We start from the raw sequence: 22,076 nt of genomic DNA, 5'->3' as shown, positions 1-22,076 counted from the left end.
GGTGGCGGGAAAGCGGTGGGGTGTTGGGCGAAGGCGAGGCGGGCCTTGGGTCAGCGGTTGCGGGAGAACGCGACGCGCGGGTCGACCGGCCGGGCCGCAGGAGCAGACGCGGCGGGAGTGGGAACCGGAGCCCTGCCCGGGACGCCGGCGCGGGCAGGGCTGGCGGCGAGCGCGGCGGCGCTGACGGGGAACTTGCGGGTGGCCAGACCCTGACCGCGCTCGTGACGTGTGGCTGGCGCGGGCGCAGGAGGGCGCCGGGCCGCAACGTCCTGGGCGAGGCGCGGCTGCACCGCGACCTGAAGGTCGGATCGGTGCATCGACACCGTGGCGTTGGCGACCTTCTCCAGGGCCTCGCTGCGGTCGACGGTGGCGGGCAGCGTGTAGATGTCCAGATCCGGGTTCAGCCGCCAGCCGTGTTCCTCCAGGACAAGTCGACCGCTCAGTGAGGAGGAGTGGTCGCTGGTAGCGGCGACGATGCCGAGTTGCGGGTGCTCGGCGATGGCGACATCAGGTTCACCATTGGGGCCCCGGCTGGGGACCGGTGCTGCATCGTGCACCAGAGAGGGGTCGAGCGCGGCGTCCACGTCGACTCGGTAGCCGGCCCTGCGTAGCAGCTCGACTGCTCGGGTCGTACGACCTTCACCGTCACGGTTCTGATTGGCCAGCGTGTACAGCGTCGGCTGGTCTGGGACGGGCTGGAAGTCGAAGCCCTTCAGCATCCATGTGCTGGCTGCGAGGTTCTTCGGGTTCGCGGCGACGATGCCGTAGACGGGGTGGCGGCCGAAGGCCAGGTCGGGCAACACGTCGTAGTGGCTGGGCATGGCAGATCCATCCCGTGGAAGCTCGGTGGCCGGGGCGGTCGAGGGTCGGGATGGTTCTGGTGGGGCGGGCCATGGTGGACTCCGAGGCGGGAAGCGGTCAGCGACCGGGGGCGGACGAGGGGCGGTTGGGCGGCAGCGCCGGGCGCATGGCCGACGCGGCTGGCTGTGGTGCCGGTATCGTGCGCTGGGCGGTCGGCGAGAGCGCGTGAGCGGCGTTCGCCCGTGGCGAGGCAGTGTCCGCCCGGGGAGTCACGCCGAGTTGATCAAGGCGCGAGTCGATCGCGGCGAGCAGACTCGGAACACTGCCGCCGTGCCGGGCGTGGGGGCCGTCCGGCTCCGAGTCGTAGATCACTTTGTGGACTGCGGAGTCGTCGGGGTGCCCACGGGTCACCAACCAGCTCTCCGGATGGCCGGGTGGATGCTCGGTGGACGGCTCCTGGGGTGGCGAGATGATCAGCGCGCTGCCGTCGGGCAGTCCGACGTGGACGATGTAGTCGCTGAGGCCGTATTCGACGGTGCACTCCAGGCCGCGCTGCCGAAGGGGGGCGGTTACGTGTCCGTACCCGTGCTCCCGTTCCACGGATGCCGCTGCGAAGCGCAGCGGAGGATCGCTGACGTGCGCGGTGACGTGAGTGCCCTCGGTATCGAGGGAGACCAAAGGCTGGTCAGATTGCATGGACCTCTCCTTGACCGGGTGCCCCAGCGGTCGACGGCGCGAACCGACGGCCGAGGGACGGTGAAGGTGTTGGCGTTCCACGAGGATCTGGAGATCGGCCGGTTTGGTGGTGCCGGAACTCTGTGTTACCAGCGTCAGCGGGAGCGACGCGGGGGTGACTGATTGGACGCAGGCGGTGCAGGAAGCGAAGCGGCGGGAGTGCCGCGGTTGCCTGGTCTTCGTTGGGTGCGGAGATTTCGGGCACGGTAGATCCTTCTTCCTGCGCCTTTGCTTACCGCGAGCGCGGTTGTGAGCGGACGGCAGAGGGCGAGATGAGGTCGGGGGCCGGGGCTTGCCGACCCATGGGGTGGCCGCTGACTGCCACGGCTGGGGAGACGCGAGCTGCTGCTGCCGTTCGACGGGAGCGGGAGTGGATCTCGTGGTCGAGGCTCTCCCCCCCCACGAGGTGCAGCTCTTCGCCGAGATCGGTCAGGCGGTCGGTCAGGGTGTCCAACTCGGAGGCGCTGCCCCGGACCCCGTGCGTGCGACACCACTCCGACGCCGCTTCGAGCATCTGGTGCAGCCGGGCCACCGCGCCGAAGTCGTCCGTGAGGGCCCGGTGGAACACCGAGGCGAACTCATCAGGTCGGGCGGCGGCAAGGCGGTCGGCCCAGCCGTCGGCCGGTGCCGTGCTGCGCGGACTCGGGCCCGAGTCCGCGCCCTCTACGTGGACTCGGTCGCCCCGTCGCGGTACGGTCGACGACATGTCTCAACTCCGTTTATTTAATGACTAGTTGAGCTATGTCAGACATCCGGGCATCGGTGTCGAACAGCTCTCGCTCGGCGGGGTGCAGGATGTGCTGGGTGATGAAGCTGCGGCCTGCGACCTTCCACAGGCCCCGGCCCTTGGTCAGGGCGGACACGGCCTGGGTCTCGACGCCGGTCAGGCCGAGCAGGGAAGCGGCAGCAGTGAGCTGGTCGGGTTCCTGCCGGTAGATGATGCGGGTCGAGCAGTCGGCCAGCAGGCCCTCGGCGAGTACCCGCCCTCGCGAGCCGGCATCGCCTGCGCTGAGCAGGTCGCTGAGGCGGTGGATGACCATGAGGTTCGCGATGCCGAGGCCACGCGACAGCTTCCACTGCGACTGCATGCGCTCCAGCAGGCCGACGTGCCGCATCACCCGCCATGCCTCGTCGTAGATCACCCAGCGCCTGCCTCCGTCCGGGTCGGCGAGGGCGGACTCCATCCACGCCGAGGCGCAGGTCATGGCCAGGACCAAGGCGGTGTCGTCGCCGGAGCCGCCGAGGCGGGAGAGGTCGATGGACAGCATCGGGGTGGTCGGGTCGAAGGCCACCGTCGAGGGGGCGTCGAACATGCCGCTCAGGTCGCCGTGCACCAGTCGGCGAAGGGCGTGGGCGAGGTCCTGTGAGGCGGGTCCCATACGTCCGGCCTGGTCGCCGAGGGCCCGGTCGAGGCGCTCGGGCGATCCGAGGGCGTGCGCGATCTCGCCGAGCAGCGGCACGGTTCCCCTGGCGTCGGCCTCGGCGACCACCAGGTCGAGCGCGAGGTCCAGGGCGGTGTGTTCCATCGGCAGGAGGTCGCGCTTCAGCACGGTGCGCGCCAGGCCGGCAAGGAGAAGGAGGCGGCGCTTTCGGACCTCGGTCGACCAGTCGCCCTCGCTCACGGAAGAGGGTCGGGCCGGAGCGTCCAGGGGGTTCAGCCGGCCTGGAAGCCCCGGTCCGAGCGCGATGCTGTAGCCGCCGAGGGCATGTGCGACGGCCGTCCACTCTCCCTTGGGATCGCAAGGCACGTAAACCCGGTAGCCATGGGCGATCGCCCGGGTGGCTATCGACTTGGCCAGCGCGGACTTGCCCATGCCGATGATCCCGGCAAGGACGGCGTTCGGGTTCGTGAAGCCCTCGATCCGTCCGCTGCTGTACAGCGAGAACGGGTCGTAGCAGAACGCGGCCTCCGCGTGTACGTCACGTCCGATGAAGATTCCTTCGGCACCCAGGCCGCCTTCGGCGAGAAACGGATAGGCGCCGCTGACGGTGGCCGTGGTCATGCGGTGGGAGGGGAGGCTGAGCTTGCCGCCCCGAGCCGAGGAGGAGCCGGGGCGTCCGGAGGGCGGATACGTCGGACGCAGCTCCGGGGCGAGGTGCTCCTCGGCGCGGTGCTTCGGCGGTGCTCCGGCGCGGCGGGCCTGGCGGCGGGCTTCGGCGAAGCCTGCGCGGGCGGCACGCTGCTCGGCGCGTGATGCCTTGCGGGGGACGAACAGGTGGGAGGCGCTGGCGCGGGTACGGGGCATGAACGTTTCTCCAGATGGAAGGCGGGTCAGCGGCGGACGAGACCCGTGAATGGGGAGTGCAGGTCGGCCGGGGTGGTGCGGCGGCGCACCAGGTGCGCGGTGCGCTGGTGGCGCTGGCAGATGGTCAGTTCTGGTGCACCCTCGGGAAGGCCGGCCTGGCATGCCTCGCGTTCGGGCACCTCGCCGGAGTCCGGCCGGGGTGCCGCGTGGTACGCGGCGTGGACGTGGTCGGCTGCCTGCCAGATCCGGGTGCGGGTGGCCCGGAGCTGGTCGCCTTCGACCGGCACGAGCTGGCCGGTGCGGGCGGCGTGGGCGTCGAGCAGGCCGTGCAGCGATACGAGGTGGGCGTGCAGGGCGTCAAGCTCGGCGCGGGCGGTGACGAGGGGGCCGCCCGGAATGTTGAGCGCGCGGTGGAAGTCGAGCGCGGCAGTGGCGAAGGGCACGAAGTCCTGCGCGGGCGGGCTGGCGGTGCGGGACATGGGGGTGCTCTTTCGGGGGGAGGGAGGGCCGGCATCAGGCGGCGAGGGCGAGCGGCATGGCGGCGACGGTGAACGCTTCGGCCTGCTGCCAGGTGAGCGGCCGGAGGTCGAGCTGGGCTCCGACGGCCGCGGTCTCCACGACGGCGCAGGCGGAGCGGAGTTCGTCCTCCGAGTCGGCCGAAACCGTCAGCAGGCCGGTCAGGGCGACATCCGCGTGGCCCGCGATGAGCTGGCGCTCCCGGGACTTGATGTCCTGGTACTCGATCGAGTCCGCCTCGGAGTCGACCTGGCCCCGCCGGGCTCGCTCGGCGGCATCGGCGATCACGCTGGACTTCTTCCGCTGGACGTCGCGCAGGGCTGCGTCCAGCCCCTTCGGCTCGTAGGAGAGCGAGAGGGTGCGCCGGACCCCGGCGGTGAACAGGAGCTGGTGCAGGAAGCCGGCCGAGGTTTCGGTGCGGGGCCAGTTCTCCACCCAGTACGTGGCGTGGACGGCCGAGTCGGTCGCGATGTGGTCAGCCTTCTCGACGACCACGACCGGACCGGCAGCAGCGGGCTCGGCCTCGGGATGCCCTGCTGTGGACCAGCGGTCAAGCGTCGCGAGGGCCTTGGGGTCGTACGCGGTTCGCACGACGGTCGCGATCTCGCGGGCGGTGAGCCAGCCGGTGGGGTTGAGCCCTGCGGTTCGCGCGGCCTGATCGAAGGTCGAGGTCAGCTGTGCAAGGACGCTGAAGGACCCGGTGAGGCCGCCTCCGGCCTGGTTGATCAGCCGCCGTGCGGCCTTGGCGTCCAGGGACACCGCGACGTACGCCTCGTGCGGCGCCGCCGCCGGGCCGGCGCTCTGGATCAGCTCGCTGTAGATCGCACCCGCCATGGGGGCATGGGGCTGGCCGTGCTCCTCCCAGTACCGGCGCAGCGCGTCACCCGAGTCCGGGACGGTGCGCTCGATCACCTGGATCCGGGCGACCTGGCCCGTGCGGGCGAGCGCGGCCAGCGCGCGACCCCATCCGTTCACGTTGGCGTTCTGGGTGCCCGGGTCGAGCAGCGCGTAGGCGCGCGAGGAGACCTTGACCACGGCGGTCAGGGTGCCGGTGTGGGGGTTGTGGACCGCTCCGTACCGGCGGTCGGGCGCGGTGACCACGCGCAGGCTCGCCGCCGTGCCGGGCAGGTGGAGCAGACCTTCGCGGATCGGGCGGCGGGAAGGCCGGGTGAGCCAGACCAACTGGCCCCGCATTCGGCGCAGGGTGTACCGAGTGACGATCGGAGCCCAGTCGGCCAGGGCGCGGCTCCGGTGGCGGACGAAGACGAGGAGGGCGATGGTGGCCCAGACCGGGATGAGTTCGAGGGCGCCGACCACGCCGCGGGTGAGGATCACGGCGAGCAGGAGCAGGCCGGTGAGGCTGACGACGATCAGCTGCGAGGCGGTCAGGCCGAGCAGGATGCCGCGCCGCGAGCGGTGCGGGAACTTCACGGTGGCCGTGGTGGCTTCGGCCTGGTGCTTGTTGGACATGGTGGTTCCAGACGGTGGGAGCGGGCGGGGGCGGGGCGCGGGGCGTTCTTCTGGAGGTCATGGGGCTCCGTTTCTGGTGATCGGTGGTGCGGGGCGTTGGGGGCGGGCTGCGGGTGCAGCCCGCCCCCGGAGGTGATGGGTCAGGAACCCGAAGGCGGCTGGCTGGGATGCACCCAGTTCTTCGGCGTCGGGGAACCGGTTGCCGAAGGCCCCGTGGAGGACGGCGGTGCTGCGGCGGGGGCCGCCGGTGGCGCGGCGCCAGCGCGGTTCATGCTGTTGCCCCCAGCCGGAGCGGCAACGAACTGGCCGCCCGCTTCTCCTTCGACGCCCCCCGATTCGCCCTCACCGGGTCGGGTGATGAGCGGCGGGATGCCGGGGCGCTGGATCAGGGCCCGGCCCTTGTCGCCGGAGGCGTTCGGGTCCTCGCCGTACCGGAAGCTGGTCTGCTGCTTGGGCGGTCCGGCGTCGATGCCTTCCTTGCTGAGGTTGCCGCCGGTGGGGTTGATGCCGGAGGCGACACCGTCGCTGCCCGCGCCGGGGACCTGGCTCGGCCCCTGCGGTGCAGGGGTACCGGTACTGGCCTGCATCGCCAGACTGCCCGCGGTCTTCGCGGCACCTGCGGCGACCGCCATGCCGGCGACGCCGGTACGGTGCACGTCGTCGTGCCCGCCTCCGTCGCTCGCCCAGTGGACGAACTTGTACGTCGCGTACGGGCAGAGCAGGACCAGGATCATCACGACGATGCCCGCCATCGCGTCGGACAGCGCGGCCATGCCGTCGGTGGCATCGGACTTGCCCATCGCCGAAACGCCGATGAGGAAGACGATGGTCATCAGGAGTTTGGAGACGACCAGAGTGGCGGTGGCCTCGATCCAGCCTCGGCGCCAGCGTTTGGCGACTTCCCAGCCGCCGCCGGCTCCGGCGAAGACGGCGAGGGAGACCATGATCAGGACGCCGACCTTGCGGGCGACCATGACGCCCCAGTACAGGAACGCGCCGATCGCGCATCCTAGGGCGACCAAGGCTGGGACGCCCCAGCCCAGGCCGTACATCGCCCCCAGTTCGGTGACCTTGATGACGCGGCGGATCGCGTCCTCCACCGAACTGTTGGCCGCCTGGAACAGCCCGTCGGACAAGGCGTCGACCACGGTGATGGCGACGGAAGTGAAGGCGATGGCGCAGAAGCTGAACAGGACGCCGGTCATGGTGCCGATCGCGGCCTGGGCCAGGGCGCGTTCGTCCCGCCGCCAGGCCGCGAACATCAACTGGATGCAGAACGTGCCGACGGTCAGTGCGAGCCCGATGGGCAGCAGCAGTTCGTAGTTGTCCCTGAACCATCCGGCGTTGAGATCGATGGCGGTGGTCTCGTTGACGGCCTTCGCGGCGAGATCCGCAGCGGTGGCGGCCAGTTCGCCTGCGGACTTCGCGATCCATGCTCCGATGCCGTCGGTGACGGCCCCGCCGGGGTTGGTGGCGAAATCGACAGCACCGCACACCTGGTCCATGAGCGGTAGGTCGCAGACAGCCATGGCGATACCTCCTTTCTGGATGGAACGGTCAGGGCGCGACGGACGGCATGACACCGGCCAGGGCGCAGGGGCGGGAGGGGCGGCACTGGACCGCGAGGGTGGTGACGCGGTTCTCCGCACCACCGGCAGGCGAGCCCTTCCAGGCGATCGACTGTTTCCCGGAGACGGTCACGGCGTAGACGTACGCCTGCGTGATCGTTCCGGGATTCGCCTGGAGGGCCTGGGTGAACGAGTCGGGGAAGTGGCCCTCGTTGACCTTGGCGGTGGCGAACTGATCGTTGGCGGCCATTTCCTTCCACAGAGCGGCGGAAGGAACGACCGCGTCGACCGAGTCAGGATCGGCGTACTTGACCTCGGCGGTCAGCCACCCGTGCAGAGCGGTCCGCAGCTCCGCCTGGGAGTACGCGCGGGTGTCGTAGGACCACAGGGCGTCGGCGGCGGCCTTCCCGAACGCGATCGGGTCGTGGGTGTCCGGTGGAGCCGGGAGGGACCAAGGGTCTGACCTCGGCGGGGGAGACCCGGACGGGGAGGCGCTCGGCGAGGAAGCCGAGGGCGAACTCGCGGGTGGAGCATCGGCTTCCGAGGAGCCCCTGCCATCGCGGGTGAGGTAGGCAGCCAGGCCGGCGAGGGCGACGAGCACCATCAGTACGGCGGTGCCGAGCAGCGCCCGGCGGCGCACGCGAGATGCGCCGCCGGGGTTCGAGGAGTGGGAGGGCATCAGTGGACCTGCGTCCCGAGCGTGCTGAAGAACGCGACCACGCCGTTCGCGGCGCCCAGCAGGAGGGCCGCACCAGCGCTGACCAGTACACCCTTCTTGCCGTTGGCCTCGGCCTGGTGGCCACCGGAGTGGTGGCCCCACGCCCACACGCCCGCGCTGACGGCGAGCGCGCCCACCACGGCGATGATGCCGAAGAGGTTGACGGAGCCGATCACCTGCTTGAGGACCGCGAGGCCCGGCAGGCCGCCCTCGTTCGGCTTGATCCCGGGATCGTAGGCGAGCTGGATGACCTTGTCGGCGAGAAACATTACGAACTCCAGTTCGATTTAATGCACGTTGAAGCCCGAGAGGGCGGAGCGGGCGGTGCAAGAAGAAGGGGGAAAGGAGAAGCGCCGGTCAGACGACTCGGCGGACCGCGAGAATCTGCGACTTCCACGACGCGCGGGTCGCGATACGGACCACGTCACCGGTGCGCGGGGCGTGGACGATCAGGCCCTGGCCGATGAACATGCCGACGTGCTCAGGGACGTCGGCCGTTCCTTCGGTGAAGACGAGATCACCTGGCTTGAGGGCATCGGCCGAAGCCGCCTTGCCCTCCTTGACCTGGGTGTACGTCGTCCGCGTCAAGGTGACCCCGGCGGCCTTGTACGCCTGCTGCATCAGGGAGGAGCAGTCGCACCGGCCCATGGGGTCGGGTCCGTGGGAGTCGGTGCAGCTCCCGCCCCACTGGTACGGCGTCTTGAGCTGGCCGAGCGCCCAGCGAATCGCCGTCTGGACCTTCGCCGGCGCATCGGCCGGGATCTTGTACCCGTCCGGTACCGCGCCCGGAGGGATGATTCCGAAGTCGGTTCCGTCCCCGCCGGCCGTACAACCGCCCGCAGTGTCCGACGGAGCGGTTTCGGTGTCAGCAGAGCCAGACGGAGACGGGCTCGGCGCCGCGCCGTCGGACTTCGGCAGCAGGGGCGCGATGGCCTTCTGCAAGGCGGTGGCCAGCGGCTCCCACTTGGCGTACGCCTCCGGGAACCCGGACCTCTGTACGGCCTGAGCGGCCTGGGTGATGGACAGGGACTCCCAGCCCGAGACCTTCCGCAGCCCCTCGTAGAACTTGGTCGAGGCGTGGACCGGATCGAGAATCTCGTTCGCCGTGCCCCACCCCTGCGAGGGACGCTGTTGGAACAAGCCCAGGCTGTCGCGGTCACCGTAGGTCAGGTTCCGCAGGCCGCTCTCCTGCAGGGCGGTCGCCAGGGCGACGACCTGCCCCCGCGCCGGAATGTGCATCGCGACCCCGGTGGCCTGGATCGTCTTGGCGTTGGGCACCTGGTCGGCCGGGGCGTCCAAGCCAGGCACGGAGACCGAGCCCTTCTCGCCGCCGTCCAGGATGGCCTTCACCTGCGAGGCGACGGCGGCGGTATCCACAGACTGTGTACCGTCGGTTGAGCAGGAAGCTGAAGCCGTCCCGGCACCGACGGCGAGGATGGGCACGGCCAGCAGAAGCGGGCCGGACGCGAAGAGACCGAAGACGGCTCCGGTGGTCTTCTTCATCGCCGCTGCCGTTCACCGGTACGGCGGTGCCCGCCGGACAGCGGTGTTGGGTCGGGGCGCGGGGGTGTCAGGGCATGCTGCATCGCAGCGGCTCCTCGTGGTTCGTAGGAGGCGCGGTGCCGACTTCTCGTGCAAAGCCGTCGGCACCGCGCCGAGGTGAATCCGCCTCTCAGGGCGGGCCCGGTTCAGAGGAGTTGGTAGCTCCTGGACAACGGTCTTGGGTCAAGCGCGGCAGCCAGCCGCGCTCCTAATCTCAGGCGGTACACCGGGTCTCCTCACGGTTGTTCGGACGGGGCGCCAATGTGCCTATCGCGCTGCTCATTTGGACGAAGCAGCACGGATAAGCACAGGTCATCAGGGGTGGAGCGCTGCTCTGCCCCGGTGATATGGCGAGACAGTAGACCGGGAATCCGGCCGCACCAAACGGCCCTCGGCAGCGGCCTCGGCCAGCGACACGGTTGTTAGGCGCGGCCGGATTTCGCGGCTAACCTCCGGCGCAACCCCGCTCGACGCGACCGCTGTTGAGCGACATCCGGAACGGGTCCAGTCCCCGCCGTGCCCTGAAAGAGGCCCCGCACATGAGCTACACGCTGCACCGAGGCGATGCCCTCACCGTACTGAAGACCCTGCCGGACGAGAGCGTCAACGCCGTGATCACCGACCCGCCGTACAACTCCGGCGGACGTACCAGCTCAGACCGCACCGGTCGTACCGCACGAGCCAAGTACGTCACCAGCAACTCGGCACACGACCTCCAGAACTTCCCCGGAGAGAACCGCGACCAGAGGAGCTATCGGAGCTGGCTGACCGCGCTGCTCACCGAGGCATACCGGGCCTCTACCGAGCACTCGGTCGCCATCGTCTTCTCGGACTGGCGCCAGGAGCCGACCACGTCCGACGCCCTGCAGATGGCGGGCTGGACCTGGAGCGGCACGATCCCGTGGATCAAGCCCGCCAGCCGGCCTCGCAAGGGAGGGTTCAAGCAGTCGGCCGAATTCATCACCTGGGGCGTCAAGGGAAGCCTGGCCAAGGACCGGGACCTGTACCTGCCGGGCCACTTCATCGCCTCGCAGCCGCGCAAGGACCGGGTGCACATCACGCAGAAGCCGGTCGAGATCATGCAGCAGCTCGTGCAGATCTGCCCTGAGGACGGGACCGTCCTCGACCCCTTCACCGGCAGCGGTTCCACGGGGATCGCGGCCCTCCGCGAGGGACGCCGGTTCGTAGGGGTCGAGCTGTCCTCGCACTACGCCGACGTGGCGGAGCAGCGGCTCCGCGCGGAACTGACGCAGCACGACTTCGTCCTGGCGGGACCGGAAGAGTGATCACGAGAGCGCAGAGCCCGGGGCCCGGGAACCACAGACGCCAAAGGGCGGCTGGCGCATCGAGTAACCGATGCACCAGCCGCCCTTCTGTCTGCGTCACGCCGCCTCGAACGCACGCCGGATGAGAGGGGCAGCCTTCTCCAGGTCGGCCGCCGAGGCGAGGCGGACCTCCAGGTCCCCGGTTCCGAGGTGTCCGATGCCGCGCATGTCCCGGGTGAAGCCCTCCTCCAATGCGACGGTCTCCGGGGCGAGTCTGAGGTAGACGAGGATCGCCTCGTGCTTCGGACGGAAGATCACGGAGGCGACGTTCGCCAGCCGCCGGTAAGCGATGTAGTGCCTGAGCGGCGCCACCTCGACCTCGCCCCACGCCGTGAGTGCGTCGTCCAACTCTGAGTACAGGTCCCGCAGGCACGCCGGGACGAGACCCGCGCCCGACGCTGCGGAAGGCACCGGGACTGACGGCACGCTGACGGCCGCCGTCTCCCGTTCCCGGTTTCGCCGAGACGAAGCAGCGTTCGCCGAGCCGGGTGAGGAGTCCACGAGCAACAGGCCCAGCAGATTGCCCTCGAAGATGCGGTAGCGCACCAGGTCGATCCGCTCGCCACGCGGTCGTGGTGAGAGAAGCCGGCCGCGATGCAGACCATCCGCGGTCGACGCCAGTCGATCGACTCGGCGGCCTCCGCGCCCAGCACCTTCCGCACGAGCGCCTCGAACTCGTGGTGCGCCGACTCCAGCCAGGACAGATAGGAGACGGCCTGCGACAGCACCCCGCTGTCGGAGCCCTTCTTGAACTCGATAACCACAGGGGTGTTGTTCTCGTCAAGACCGAGCGTGTCGATCCGACCCCGGTGCCACGGCCCCGTCGGGTACTCGGAAGCCAGAAGACGGATGCCGAGCATGGACTTCAGCCCCGCCTCGATACGACGCTGGAGTTCCACCTCCAGTGCCACCGTGGAGCCCCGAAGCTCGACATCCCGGCCATCGGTGTCCAGCCGGAACAGCTTCAGATCGGTCACCAGCGTCCCCTCCCGTGATCGCTACAGGAGTAGCAATGGAACTCGGCCTGTGGTTATTCCGTCGCGTCGAAGCTGAGGATGGGAGCTTCGTACGGGTCGGACAGTGAGTGACTGCGCCTGCGGTGCCCGTTGTGCGAGGGGCGATCTGACAGGGGGTTCACCTATGGGACTGATCAGCGTCTCTGTGGCTCGCCGGAGATCGTTCCCGTGTGCGTGATGAACGTTCCGCGAGGCTGGGGCTGTTCATTCAATTGCTGCGGTACTCAGCGTCGGGGCCCTCTGGGCCCGTACCTGGTACCCAGCCGTGTACTGGGCTCTTCTCGACCTTCCGCCGTCTGCCGTAGGTGTGCTGACTCGTACGGGTCTGTGATGGACGCCTGCGCACCGTTGCACCTCCCGTCTCCGGGCCCTGGCCGTACGGGCCGCCGCTCGGTGGGAGATACACCCGTCCATCCAGGCGGGGGTTCATCCGGCCCACCTCGACCGGCAGCGGTTCTGGCTCCGCCTCGCGTCCGTCAGGAACCGGCTGATTTCGTTGCCTGGGCATGGCGGAGTCTCGGCGCGTGGTCGGGTTCTCCAAGGTCTTTCGGGTCGTGGGCGGTCGGGGGGTTGCTGGTCAGTCAGCGGGGCGGGGCAGTGCCGCGAGGTGATGGAAGGCCGTGGCCAGTTCGTGTCTCCAGGGCCAGGTCGCCGATATCCGCAAGCGCAGACGCCGACCGCCGCGGGTGAGGCGGGCGGCGACGTGCAGCAGCCGATATCGGAGCTTCTTCGGCTCGGCGGTGGCCAGTTCCCTGTCCAGCAGCAGGAAACGGGTCCAGGCCAGCAGGTCGATCGCCGTGAGGCTGAGTTCGAGCCAGACGGTATTGACGCCGAAGTCGCAGGAGGGGAAGCGGCCGAAGCCGGTGCTCTTGCCACAACGGATGCGGTCCCCGACGCATGCGTGCCCGCGGTGGCGGATCTCCAGGAACTGGGCGGATCCGCCCCCGGAGTATGGGGTGTCGGTGAGGAACACCTGATGTCGCATGCCCTCGTCCTGGTCGAACAGGGACAGCTGGGCTCCGAGGTGTGGCCGCTTGCGGCGCACGATGATGCGGGTGTCGGCCGGGTAGCCGTCCAGATCAATCACGCCGGTCAGCTCGGCGACCTCGGCGCCGTCACGCAGTATTCCGTCCTGGTCCAGGGCGGGATGCCAGAGGTCCTCGGGCATGGCCCGGATAGCGCGGCAGACCGGCTCGGTGATGGCGTATCCAACCGAGAAGAAGGTACGGATCCCTCGTTTCCCCGTATCATGGACGTGAGCGAGGAAGGCTTTCGCGGATCCGGCGCTGTCGGTGCGGACCAGGATGTCGGTGCCGTGCCGGTGGGCGTCGGGGATCTGCGCGAGTGCCTGGTCGAACACCGCGATGTGGTCGGTGGCGGTGTTGGCGCCAACGTTGCCTGGCCGCAGCCGCTCGGACAGCGCCTCGCCGGTGTTGGCCAGGAAGCACAGCAGCGGGTGGAACCCGAAACGGGCCCTCTACCTTGATCGTGGACACCTCGACACTGGATCTTGAGTCCAGGGAGAGGAGTCCCGTGTGGGGACCTAGAAGTACTCGGCGGAGTTCCGGGCGGACGCGGTGGCGCTGGCCCGTTTGTCGTCCGGCCCGTCTTGCGCACCGCCGCCGAGCTCGGCGTGAACCACGAGACGCTGCGGCAGTGGATCAAGACCGCGGAGAACGAGGCGCTCGCGGAGTCCACCAAGGACGCGGAGATCGCTGCCTTGCGTAAGCAGGTCCGCGAGCTGGAGATGGAACGTGACATCCTGCGCCGGGCGGCGGGCGAGACGAACTGGCGAGCCGTTTCACGTTCGTTGCCGACCATCGCGACGCCTTTGGCGTGAAGCGGCTCTGCACCGTGCTGAATCTGTCCCGGTCCGGGTTCTACCGGTGGCTGAAGACCGCCCCGGCGCGGGCCGCGAAGAAGGCCGCCGACGCCGCGCTCACCCGGCGGATACGCGAGATCCATACGGAGTCCGGGAAGACGTTCGGTGCCAAGCGGATCACCGCCGAGCTCCGTGAGGGCGGTGCGATGGTGAACCGCAAGCGCGTCGAGCGCCTCATGCGCCAACACGGTATCCAGGGACAGAGGTTGAAGCGGCAACACCGCACCATGGTCCCGGACTCCGCCGCCCAGGCGGTGCCCGATCTGCTGCGGCGCAACTTCACCGCATCCGCCCCCGACCGGGCCTGGGTCGGCGACATCACCTACCTGCCGATCGACGGCGGGAAGTTCCTGTACCTGGCTACCGTCATCGACGTGCTCTCCCGTCGCCTGCTGGGCTGGTCGATGGCCGATCACATGCAAGCCGAACTCGTCAACGACGCGCTCAACGCGGCCGTCCGCACTCGCGGCGGCCGGGTGGACGGCGTCATCTTCCACAGCGATCACGGGGCTCAGTACGGGTCGAAGAGGTTCGCCGACGCCTGCCACCACGCCGGGATCTTCCGATCTATGGGAGCGGTCGGCACCTCCGCGGAGTCGTTCTTCGCCTCGCTCAAGCGGGAGATCCTTCCAGGCCGGCGTGGCTGGCCGACCGCACGAGCCGCCCGCCTCGCAGTCTTCGGCTGGCTCGGCTTCTACAACCACCAGCGCAGGCACTCCACGATCGGCTACCTCGCGCCGGTCGCATTCGAACAGAGATCAACTACGCTGGCCATCGCTGCATGACAACCGGTGTCCACGAGCAAGGTGGAAGCCCCGGTGTCCAGTTCCTTCCTGCTGCCACGGTCCGTCCGTGATGAAGTGCGCGGCCAGGGACGCAGGGTACCTGTGCCCGCAGGATCGAGGGGGCTGAAGGAGTCGACATTCAAGCATAGTCAAGCGAGCGGGACACTCGGCTGGCGTGCCCGAATAGAGTCCTCTCCTCGCGCCATTGCTCTGGTAGGTGGGGTCAACCGCGGACAGTTGATCCCACCCACCAGAGCAAAGGCCTGAGTGAACACTCAGACACTGGTCATGTTTCTGCTGCTCGGCACCTCGGTCTCGCTGAATGCCGCTCTGATGCTCCTCTGCCATGAACGTTGCCTGATACGGGAAGACCACTCGTCTACGGAACGCGTTGCAACTACTCCTCTGGCGTACCTCAGAGAAGGTGCTGGCGGAGAGTGGGAAGTCACTGGGAGGGCAGCGCCTGGTGCTCCCGGAAGACTGCTGCGAGTGCAGTGACGGACATCGTCTGAAGGTCGCGGGCTCGTGCGTCCTGCCATGCACCTGTGAGCCTGTCGAAGAGTCTCAAGCGCCAGGGTCGGCTGTACCCAATGGTGTTTGCTCAACAACGTTGTATGCGCTCTCGTGCACCCTCGGCTTCGGAGAATCAAGGATGCAAAGTGGAGTCGCCGGGCGCCATGGCACCCTCCGTCGTTTGTTCGCCATTTCGACGCGACTCATCACAGCCATGCCGCGCGTGACTCCAGCCAGGCCGGCACCGACCACGGTCGTCCAGCCCCTGAAGGGCCGCGCGGCGGTGATCGCAGAACGAGTCGACGGCGTCATCGGCGTCGAAACCCATCACGACACCCTCGCCGCAGTCGCCGTCAGCCCATCGGCGCGGTCTTCTCCAGTACCGATGTTCCTGCGAACACACGCAGCTGCCGGCGCCCGTTGGACTTCGCCCGCCAGTACATCCCGGGCAGCCGCTGTTGGGCATTGGAACGAAACAAGCAGCACGCCAGTACGGCACAGCCATGCGAGGTGGAGAAGGGGGCGTGGATCCATAGGGCCAACTCAACGGGTTGACAAGCAAGTTAACGGCACTTAGCGTCGACGGTCATGTATCGCCTGCTGCGGCGCGGTAGCACCTGATCGGTGAATTACCATGCTGACGCCCACGCTGAGCACGATTGAGCCCGTACATTACTACCCGACAGCGGTGCCCCTCCGCCTCAGGGAGAAGAGGTTTCGACATTCCGACTTGGATGAGCGTTACCGCATTGCTATGGGTTCCCTGCTAATGGAGCACTCGAACGGGCGGTTGATGGTAAAGGGCAAGGCGATCTGCGCAATCGGTACGACCTGATGATGACGGAGTCCAACGACAACGTCCGCATCGAGCCGCCAGGCATCGGCATCCGAACTCTGCAAGTGCTGAGCGGCTTTTGGGTGGAATCTATCGATCAAGTCAGCGTCGTTTGCTCTGTTTGTGCAGGTTCCTCCGAACGGCAGGGCTCATGGCGGCGACCGGTTCGGCTGAGCTCTGCCGGGGTGATCGTCGGCAGAGAGGCATCGACGGGCTCACGGAGTCGCGGGACCGGCTGCTCGTGCTGCACGGGACTTCGGTACAACGTGGCGGCCGAGGGGATGGAAGCGCCTCAGCGAGTTGCACCGTTGCGAACCGCAGACTGGCCATCGCCGATCTGGACGACCGCTTCGGCAGCTCCACTCCCAGCCGCAACATGCCGGGTCACCTGCGCTTCGCCGGCGATGTATCCCAGTTGCTGCGGTTCAAGCCCTTCAGCGCACCGCGTCCGTGCCGGCCCTTAGTAGTTCCACCACTACGGCCTCTATCGAGCACGGGCCAGTTATGCCCGCCGCGCAGCTGCACCTGCGGAATGCCCTTCAGTACTTATAGGTTGCGTAAGAATATCGTGATTGAATGGAATGGCACTCATGCTTGACCAAGAATCAGTCGCCATCATTGGCATTGGATGCCGATTTCCTGGCGGAATTGATTCGCCAGAATCGTTCTGGCAGTTCATCTCCCAGGGGAAGGTCGCGGTCGGGCCAACGCCGGAAGACCGCTGGCGCTCGTACACGAAGATCAACCCGGAGTTCACTGAAGCGCTGCGTCGAGCCGAGCGGCCAGGCAACTTTCTGGGGGACGTCGACGGATTCGACGCGGAGTTTTTCGGTATCGCCCCACGCGAGGCCGAGTTCATGGATCCGCAACAACGTCTGGTTCTAGAAATCGTATGGGAAGCTTTGGAGCACGCCGGTATCGCGCCTGGCTCCGTGGGTGGGTCCGACGCGGGTGTGTACATCGGAACCTGTTCGGACGACTATGGCAGGCGGCTGCTGGAGGATCTGCCCCGTATTGAACCGTGGACCGGCATCGGTGCCCAACTGACCGGCATCGCAAACCGTGTATCCCATTCTCTGGACCTGCATGGTCCCAGCTTTGTGCTCGACTCCGCATGCTCCGCCTCCCTGGTAGCGGTACATCTGGCCTGTCAGGCTCTTCTCAATGGCGAGACGTCATTGGCGCTGGCTGGCGGCGTCAACATAATTCTGTCGCCTGCGTACACGCTGACGTTGGAAGCGGCGGGAGCGCTCTCCTCAGATGGTCGCAGCAAGCCGTTTGATGCAGAAGCGGACGGGTACGGACGCGCTGAGGGCTGCGGGGTACTGGTGCTCAAGCGGCTTTCGGAGGCGCGCCGGGACGGGGACCGGGTCGTAGCTGTGATCAAGGGTTCTGCGGTGGCGCAGGACGGGTACACCAGCGGGATCATGGCTCCCAATCCGGAAGCACAGCGCAATCTTCTTCGCCTGGCCTGGGAGCGCGCCGGCCTAGATCCGGCGACCGCGGATTACATCGAGGCCCATGGGACAGGCACGCGCCTGGGTGACCCGATGGAAGCTTCGGCTCTACATGATGTGTTCGGCCAGAAGCGCTCTAAGGAGGATCCCTGCTGGATTGGCTCGGTGAAGTCGAACATCGGGCATGCCGAACCGGCGTCGGGTGTCGCGGGCATCATCAAGGCGACTCTTATGCTCAGCAAGGCCGAGATGGCAGCGACCATACTGGCAAGCGAGCCGAATCCGGTCATACCGTGGGAGGAGTGGGGGCTTCGGCTGGTGACCCGACATCGGGCATGGTCTAAGGGAGAGCAGCCGCGCCGGACAGGCGTGTCGGGCTATGGGTATGGTGGCACGATTTGCCATGTAGTCCTGGAAGAGAACCTGCTCGAAACAGCAGAAATATCCCCGAACAGGGGGAGAAAAGGGGGCGCCTGGCGGCAGGAATCAGACGTTCCGACCGTATACCCGCTCTCCTACCGATCTCGTGCGGGTATTTTCGCGTACGCCAAGAAGCTGACGGCCTGGCTCGAGCGCCACCCTGACACTCCGCTGACGGCGGTTGGTGCCACCCTCGCCCTGCGCCGCACCCACCTGGAGCACCGAGCGGTTCTTGTGGCAGCCGGCCGAGCCGAGTTGGTAGCCGGGCTGCGCGACCTGGCTGCGGGCACGGACGGACTTTCGGACGGGGCCTTCGAGGGGAAGGCGATCGGAGAGACGAACAAGGGGACTCTCTGGGTTTTCTCCGGACACGGCTCTCAGTGGGCTGGAATGGCCGCCGAACTTATCCATAGCAGTGTGGAGTTCGCCGCGGCGATCGACGGACTGGAACCCGTCTTCACCGAAGAGCTCGGTTTCTCCCCACGCCAGGCGATCGTAGAGGGTGGTGCTTTCGACAGAGTGGACCGCGCCCAGTCCATGATCTTCGCGGTCCAGCTCGGCCTGGCCGACGTCTGGCGCTCCTATGGTCATCAGCCAGCCGCCGTCGTCGGGCACTCCGTAGGCGAGATTGCTGCGGCGGTAGTCGCCGGAGCCCTCAGCGTCGAAGACGGCGCCAGGCTGAGTGCACGCCGATCTGCCCTACTGCAGCGTGTCGATGGGAAGGGTCGCATGGCGATGGTCGCCCTTCCCTTCGAAGAGGTCGCGGCCCGGGTCGGCGACAACCCGTTGCTCTGCGCTGCGATCGAATCCTCCCCCTCCTCCACCGTGGTGTCTGGTGACCCCGAGGCTGTCGCGGGACTTGTCCAGGATTTGGCTGGCGAAGGTGTACTGACTCAACCGGTCAATTCCAATGTTGCCTTCCACAGCTCCCACATGGATCAACTTATTGGCGACCTCAGGCAGAGCCTGCGCGAACTGACCCCACGAGTTCCCCATACCCGCTTGTACACCACGGCATTGGAGGACGCGCGTACGAAGGCATTGCGAGATGCGGACTACTGGGCGGCCAACCTCCGCGGTCCGGTTCGGCTAGCCAAGGCCATCACAGCTGCCGTCGAAGACGGCTACCTGCGTTTCCTGGAGGTATCCCCGCACCCAGTCGTCGCCCAGTCAATCAGTGAGACTCTCGCCCAGCTCAAGGCAACGGGCGCTCACGTTGGACACTCTCTGCGCAGGAACAAGCCTGAACTGCGCACGCTCCTCGCCAATCTAAGCGCCCTGCATGTCCATGGCGAAAGCCTTGACTGGACCCGGATTTACCCGACGAAGCAACTGGCAGAACTTCCAGTGATCGCCTGGCAGCACCGCCGCCACTGGCTGGACGCACAGTTGCCGGCGGCCGCCGTGCTGGCCCAGGGGCACGACGTGACTGGTCACACCTTGCTCGGACCGCCCCTCGACCTGGCGACGCATTCCCCAATACGGGTGTGGAACACCCGCCTTGATGATGCCAACCGTCCCTTCCCTGGTGGCCATGCGCTGCACGGCACGTCGATCGTCCCGGCCTCCTCCATCATCCATACATTCCTTGAGGCCGTCCCCGGCCACGACGGCAGCAAAGCGCTGTTCGACGTGGCTTTGAAGTTCCCGATCGCACTCGGCACACCGCGTGAAGTCCAGATCGTAGAGGAGGGCCAGACCCTACGCTTGAGCACCCGGACGATTGGGGGCGTACACAATCCACACGACTGGCTCTTGCACACCACTTCCTCGACGATGGGCCAAAGCGCCGCGCCGTTCCCCCCAGGCTTGTTCGCATTCACGGTGTCGCGGGACCTGGAAGCCGTAGACCCGTCCATCGTCATGGGCCGCTTGGATGCCATCGGCGTTGAAGGTATCGCATGGCCATGGTCCGTGAAGGAACTCATGACTGCCGAAGGATCCCTCCGTGCCCGAATCCACGCCCCGGTGGTGCCTGGAGATCAGGTAACCTGGGCCCCGCTGCTGGACGCGGCGCTTGGCGTCGCGCCGGTCATCTTCGGTGGCCCCCCGACTGTCCGTATGCCCGCCCATATCCGCGAAGTGCGCGTGGCCGACGACGCTCCCGAAACCTCCTACGTCGACATCCAGCTGGTCGACCCGGCGACGAACACCGTCGACATAACGATCAGTGATGAGGAAGGGCACCTTCGTGCCTGGCTGCTGGGTGCGCGGTTCGGGGCTCTCCACAACTTCGAGCAGCTCGGAGCCGCGGCGGACAAGGGGCTAGCCGACGCGCATGAGCCCGCCACCACCGGGACGCTCTCCCGGGAAACGTGGCAGTCGATGTCGGGGGATGCCCTCGCCGCACGCGTCACTGAAGAGGTCGTGACATGCCTGGCGCGGGAAATGAAGCTTTCCGCGGAGGAACTGGATCGCCGTCGACCGCTTACTGACCTGGGCCTCGACTCGGTCATGTCCACGATCGTCTTCGCACGCCTAGAGAAGGCATTCGAACTCAGGCTGCCAGTCACCGTCTTGTGGAACTACCCGACGGCGGACGGGCTGGCCGCACACGTGACCCTGCTGCTGAGCCAGCAGGAGGGGACCGGCCCGTAGGGCCTGTCGTCCAACGATCTCGCGTGGTGGACTACGGCAGTGAACTGCTGTAAGTCAACTGGGAGTTCGTCCGTCATTAGCTGTCTGGGTCGGAGCGGGGGCACAACGGGATCGTCGGAGCCTTCCCCGGACGGACACGGCCTGGCTGGACGTGCCAGAGAGGCACGGACCCTGGGCTATCCTGCGCACCCGCTTCTGCCGATGAGACAGGAATGGCATCTTTGGGCGGATGCTCCAGGAAGCCATGCGAGGGAGGCGGGGCCGGTGAGGTCGACCGGCTGGTGTCGATCGACTCCACTGTCCGAGCCCGCCAGCATGGGGCATGGCCGAAAATGGGCTTCTAAAACCGTGTCCTATGTGGTGAGGCGGATGAGTCGTTTGTAGCAGCAGAGGGCGGCGGCGAGGCCGAGGAAGGCCAGGTAGTTGCGGGATTGGCGTTCGTAGCGGTGGTTGAGTCTGCGGTAGCCGGTCAGCCACGACATGGTCCGCTCGATCACCCAACGACGACGCCCTAATCGTTCGCTGGATTCGATGCCTTTGCGGGCGATGCGCACGCCGATGCGTTTACGGCGAAGCCATTTTCGCAGTTCAGGGATGTCGTATGCCTTGTCCGCGTGCAGCTTGCCGGGCTGATAATGCCAGCCGTTGCCGGGGTCGTGTCTCGTGTGGAGACCGGCCACCATGGGTTTCAGTCCCTGGCTGTCGTGGGTGTTGGCGGCGGAGAGGCCGACGACCAGGGGCAGTCCGGCCGCGTCCGACAGGATGTGCATCTTGGAACCGGGCTTGCCCCAGTCCACGGGGCTCGGACCTATGAGTTCGCCCCTTTTTTCGCCCGTACGTGCGCGGAGTCGAGGACCACGCGGGAGAGGTCGAGCAGGCCGCACTCGTGGATGCGGTCGACGACGGCCTCGTGCAACCGACCCCAGAGGCCGGCTCTGGACCAGATCACGAAGCGGCGGTGAGCGGTGGACTTCGAGATCCCGAAGCACGGCGGCAGAGCCCGCCAGGCACAGCCGCTCACCAGCACGTAGACGATCGCCGCGAACAGCGTCTCATCAGGCGTGTCCTGCGTCCCGCCACCCTGCGCACGCACCTTCGACGGCGGGATCAACGGCTTCGCGATCTCCCACAGTCCGTCCGGAACAATCCAACTCCACGTATCCCGCCCCATGTGCAGCTCAACGAGCGATCACCACATAGGACACGGTCTAATACTCCAGTGAGATTTCGTGTCCTGAGCTGCTGGTTGTCGTTGTTCGGGTATGACCGTGATATCTGAAGTCGAAGGCTGGAAGGCTGAGTTGGAGTCGGTTTTCGCTCGTGTGGGTGGTCGGTTCGGGCGGGTGGATCTGCGGTGGCGGATGCGTGACTACGTGCGAGGGCTGCTGGCGCCGGTCGGGCGGAAGAATGGGTGGCAGCTGGCCGAATGGGCCGGCCACCGTGATCCGGCGGGCTTGCAGCACCTGTTGAATGGTGCCCGCTGGGACGCCGATGCCGTTCGCGATGACGTGCGGGACTACGTCGCCGAGCGTCTCGGTCCGGGTGGGGTACTGATCATCGATGACACCGGGTGTGCGCCACGAGGCGCTGAGGAATCGAGCGGGAGGGAGAACCCGCCGCTGGTCATCGCAGTGACTGGCTGAAGCTGG

The 22,076-nt window shown here is 67.4% G+C and carries 14 protein-coding genes and 3 pseudogenes; 4 read left to right on the top strand and 13 right to left on the bottom strand.

Features of this window, described 5'->3' with window-relative positions; genetic code table 11:
- Positions 1-50 precede the first annotated feature (50 nt).
- The 10 genes from ACFXKG_RS36775 to ACFXKG_RS36730 form a co-directional block, all read right to left on the bottom strand.
- Positions 51-821, bottom strand: coding sequence for a hypothetical protein (locus ACFXKG_RS36775; RefSeq protein ID WP_384848522.1), 771 nt, complete (start codon positions 819-821; stop codon positions 51-53).
- A 97-nt stretch (positions 822-918) separates the two neighbouring features.
- On the bottom strand, positions 919-1,497 hold the full coding sequence (locus tag ACFXKG_RS36770; protein WP_384848519.1) for a hypothetical protein: 579 nt from the start codon (positions 1,495-1,497) through the stop codon (positions 919-921).
- Between the two features lie 271 nt (positions 1,498-1,768).
- Positions 1,769-2,242, bottom strand: a complete 474-nt coding sequence (locus tag ACFXKG_RS36765) for a hypothetical protein (RefSeq protein WP_384848516.1) — start codon at positions 2,240-2,242, stop codon at positions 1,769-1,771.
- 13 nt (positions 2,243-2,255) lie between these two features.
- A complete protein-coding gene (locus ACFXKG_RS36760; protein ID WP_384848513.1) occupies positions 2,256-3,782 on the bottom strand; it encodes an ATP-binding protein in 1,527 nt (508 codons plus the stop codon).
- 26 nt (positions 3,783-3,808) lie between these two features.
- Entirely contained in the window at positions 3,809-4,261 is a 453-nt protein-coding gene (locus ACFXKG_RS36755; protein WP_384848510.1) for a DUF6238 family protein, read from the bottom strand.
- Between the two features lie 34 nt (positions 4,262-4,295).
- The gene (locus tag ACFXKG_RS36750; RefSeq protein ID WP_384848507.1) at positions 4,296-5,768 is read right to left on the bottom strand and encodes an SCO6880 family protein; all 1,473 of its coding nucleotides are present in this window, start codon (positions 5,766-5,768) and stop codon (positions 4,296-4,298) included.
- Between the two features lie 140 nt (positions 5,769-5,908).
- On the bottom strand, positions 5,909-7,297 hold the full coding sequence (locus tag ACFXKG_RS36745) for an ATP-binding protein (RefSeq protein WP_384848505.1): 1,389 nt from the start codon (positions 7,295-7,297) through the stop codon (positions 5,909-5,911).
- Positions 7,298-7,325: 28 nt separating this feature from the next.
- Entirely contained in the window at positions 7,326-8,015 is a 690-nt protein-coding gene (locus ACFXKG_RS36740) for a hypothetical protein (protein WP_384848502.1), read from the bottom strand.
- A complete protein-coding gene (locus tag ACFXKG_RS36735) occupies positions 8,015-8,323 on the bottom strand; it encodes a DUF6112 family protein (RefSeq protein WP_384848499.1) in 309 nt (102 codons plus the stop codon). Before ACFXKG_RS36735 ends, ACFXKG_RS36740 begins: the two co-directional genes overlap by 1 nt.
- Before the next feature lie 88 nt (positions 8,324-8,411).
- Positions 8,412-9,557 (bottom strand): C40 family peptidase, encoded by a 1,146-nt coding sequence (locus ACFXKG_RS36730; protein WP_384848496.1) that lies wholly within the window; start codon positions 9,555-9,557, stop codon positions 8,412-8,414.
- Positions 9,558-10,135: 578 nt separating this feature from the next.
- On the opposite strand from ACFXKG_RS36730, the gene ACFXKG_RS36725 reads away from it, so the two are divergent.
- Entirely contained in the window at positions 10,136-10,882 is a 747-nt protein-coding gene (locus tag ACFXKG_RS36725) for a DNA-methyltransferase (protein WP_384848493.1), read from the top strand.
- 96 nt (positions 10,883-10,978) lie between these two features.
- Here ACFXKG_RS36725 and ACFXKG_RS36720 read toward each other — a convergent pair.
- Both ACFXKG_RS36720 and ACFXKG_RS36715 read right to left on the bottom strand, forming a co-directional pair.
- Positions 10,979-11,898: pseudogene (locus ACFXKG_RS36720) on the bottom strand (DUF5655 domain-containing protein).
- Positions 11,899-12,514: 616 nt separating this feature from the next.
- Positions 12,515-13,405 (bottom strand): annotated as a pseudogene (locus ACFXKG_RS36715) (transposase); the annotation flags it as partial.
- A gap of 109 nt (positions 13,406-13,514) precedes the next feature.
- Between ACFXKG_RS36715 and ACFXKG_RS36710 the strand changes: the two are divergent.
- Positions 13,515-14,604, top strand: a pseudogene (locus ACFXKG_RS36710) (IS3 family transposase).
- Positions 14,605-16,542: 1,938 nt separating this feature from the next.
- Positions 16,543-20,427 (top strand): type I polyketide synthase, encoded by a 3,885-nt coding sequence (locus ACFXKG_RS36705; protein WP_384848491.1) that lies wholly within the window; start codon positions 16,543-16,545, stop codon positions 20,425-20,427.
- A 353-nt stretch (positions 20,428-20,780) separates the two neighbouring features.
- Here the strand turns inward: ACFXKG_RS36705 and ACFXKG_RS36700 are convergent.
- Positions 20,781-21,598 (bottom strand): IS5 family transposase gene (locus ACFXKG_RS36700; RefSeq protein ID WP_384848488.1). Its coding sequence is split into 2 segments (ribosomal slippage): positions 20,781-21,250 and positions 21,250-21,598, totalling 819 coding nucleotides; the frame shifts between segments, so codons are not numbered across the junction.
- A 91-nt stretch (positions 21,599-21,689) separates the two neighbouring features.
- Here ACFXKG_RS36700 and ACFXKG_RS36695 point away from each other — a divergent pair.
- Positions 21,690-22,070 (top strand): transposase, encoded by a 381-nt coding sequence (locus ACFXKG_RS36695; RefSeq protein ID WP_384848485.1) that lies wholly within the window; start codon positions 21,690-21,692, stop codon positions 22,068-22,070.
- Positions 22,071-22,076 lie beyond the last annotated feature (6 nt).

The organism is Streptomyces sp. NPDC059255, from assembly GCF_042752355.1.
GTDB lineage: Bacteria > Actinomycetota > Actinomycetes > Streptomycetales > Streptomycetaceae > Streptomyces.
This window is presented reverse-complemented; position numbering and strand designations above follow the sequence as displayed.

Excerpts from the sequence above, each read along its gene's own strand:
- ACFXKG_RS36750 (WP_384848507.1), bottom strand. The coding sequence starts at position 5,768 with ATGTCCAACAAGCACCAGGCCGAAGCCACCACGGCCACCGTGAAGTTC.
- ACFXKG_RS36775 (WP_384848522.1), bottom strand. The coding sequence starts at position 821 with ATGCCCAGCCACTACGACGTGTTGCCCGACCTGGCCTTCGGCCGCCAC.
- ACFXKG_RS36730 (WP_384848496.1), bottom strand. The coding sequence starts at position 9,557 with ATGAAGAAGACCACCGGAGCCGTCTTCGGTCTCTTCGCGTCCGGCCCG.
- ACFXKG_RS36745 (WP_384848505.1), bottom strand. The coding sequence starts at position 7,297 with ATGGCTGTCTGCGACCTACCGCTCATGGACCAGGTGTGCGGTGCTGTC.
- ACFXKG_RS36705 (WP_384848491.1), top strand. The coding sequence starts at position 16,543 with ATGCTTGACCAAGAATCAGTCGCCATCATTGGCATTGGATGCCGATTT.
- ACFXKG_RS36695 (WP_384848485.1), top strand. The coding sequence starts at position 21,690 with ATGACCGTGATATCTGAAGTCGAAGGCTGGAAGGCTGAGTTGGAGTCG.
- ACFXKG_RS36755 (WP_384848510.1), bottom strand. The coding sequence starts at position 4,261 with ATGTCCCGCACCGCCAGCCCGCCCGCGCAGGACTTCGTGCCCTTCGCC.
- ACFXKG_RS36740 (WP_384848502.1), bottom strand. The coding sequence starts at position 8,015 with ATGCCCTCCCACTCCTCGAACCCCGGCGGCGCATCTCGCGTGCGCCGC.
- ACFXKG_RS36765 (WP_384848516.1), bottom strand. The coding sequence starts at position 2,242 with ATGTCGTCGACCGTACCGCGACGGGGCGACCGAGTCCACGTAGAGGGC.
- ACFXKG_RS36770 (WP_384848519.1), bottom strand. The coding sequence starts at position 1,497 with ATGCAATCTGACCAGCCTTTGGTCTCCCTCGATACCGAGGGCACTCAC.
- ACFXKG_RS36725 (WP_384848493.1), top strand. The coding sequence starts at position 10,136 with ATGAGCTACACGCTGCACCGAGGCGATGCCCTCACCGTACTGAAGACC.
- ACFXKG_RS36735 (WP_384848499.1), bottom strand. The coding sequence starts at position 8,323 with ATGTTTCTCGCCGACAAGGTCATCCAGCTCGCCTACGATCCCGGGATC.
- ACFXKG_RS36760 (WP_384848513.1), bottom strand. The coding sequence starts at position 3,782 with ATGCCCCGTACCCGCGCCAGCGCCTCCCACCTGTTCGTCCCCCGCAAG.